2 protein-coding genes are annotated in these 1,087 nt (G+C 53.1%); one reads left to right on the top strand and one right to left on the bottom strand.

Annotated features, from left to right (window positions below):
* Positions 1 to 319 precede the first annotated feature (319 nt).
* Positions 320 to 472: a hypothetical protein gene (locus NI20_RS15475; protein WP_197055407.1), complete on the bottom strand. Its 153-nt coding sequence runs from the start codon at positions 470 to 472 to the stop codon at positions 320 to 322.
* Positions 473 to 564: 92 nt separating this feature from the next.
* On the opposite strand from NI20_RS15475, the gene NI20_RS0113145 reads away from it, so the two are divergent.
* The gene (locus NI20_RS0113145) at positions 565 to 765 is read left to right on the top strand and encodes a helix-turn-helix domain-containing protein (protein WP_033121843.1); all 201 of its coding nucleotides are present in this window, start codon (positions 565 to 567) and stop codon (positions 763 to 765) included.
* Positions 766 to 1,087: the final 322 nt, after the last annotated feature.

Consider the following 1,087-nt stretch of genomic DNA (forward strand, 5'->3'; position numbering starts at 1 on the left):
GCGCTGCACGGGATAAGGGGGGCCATTCTCTCACGTGAGAGAATGGCCCCCCCCTTTGACCCCCAAAAGAACACAAGGGGCTCTGCCCCTTGACCCCGCCATTGCGAGGTTTGGGCTTGAAGAGCTGCTCAGCCTGAGGAATCGGGTGCCTGCTGTTTTTTTGCTGCGATACAATTTGGCTTGCTCCTATTATCCGCTGCCGCTTTGCCCATCTTGTAGAAGTACAGCCTAATTTCTGTCTACTTTGGATTTGTACGATCTTGCTGATGCCTGCCAAGGCGGCATTGCTGCGTTCGCCGCGTTCAGGTTTGCTTCTTTTTTAGTCCTCTGCTGTAATATAGATTTCTTCGGCTTTTTGTTGGGCGGAGATGAGGGCGTCTTTAACATCGCCGTAATTCTGTGCTTCCAGTTGAGTCAGTGCGTCGGTGATCGCGTTGAATAGCAGGTGATACATCTTTTCATAATCAGGCATTTTCATCCCTCCGTGGGATTATAATAACCTGAAACAGATTAACATGCAAGTTAAGAAGTTGCTTGCTTTATAGTTTTCCTGGGGTGAAGATGATGTATCCGAGATTGAGAGACCTGCGGGAAGACAACGATATGACGCAAGCTGCACTTGCGAAGCTGCTGGGCATGTCGCAGACCGGTTATTCCAAATATGAGACTGGCGAAAACGACGTGCCAACACAAATTTTAATTAAACTGGCCGACCTCTACGGAACCTCCGTCGACTACCTCCTCGGCCGCACCGACAAACGATAAAAACGACCGCTCACGCGGTCGTTTTTCTTGTAATGCGGCGAGCGCAGCGATGCCGCCCCGTAGGCAGTCTGCCGCCAGTCTACCGTCACACGCGCCTCACGGAGTAAGGCACGGTTGCTGGATGAGCCGAATTGCAGGGGTTCATGGCGAAGCCATGTACACCGCACCCGATTGCGCAGCGCGTGCAGCTCTTCAAGCTGCAATCTGCCAATGTCGGGGTCAAGGGGCAGTGCCCCTTGCGTTCTCTTGGGGGATCAAAAGGTGCCCATTCTCTCTCGTGAGAGAATGGACACCTTTTCCCGCGCCCCTGCACGGTGCAGGG

Origin of the sequence: Oscillibacter sp. ER4 (assembly GCF_000765235.1) — a bacterium.
Taxonomy (GTDB): domain Bacteria; phylum Bacillota; class Clostridia; order Oscillospirales; family Oscillospiraceae; genus Hominicoprocola; species Hominicoprocola fusiformis.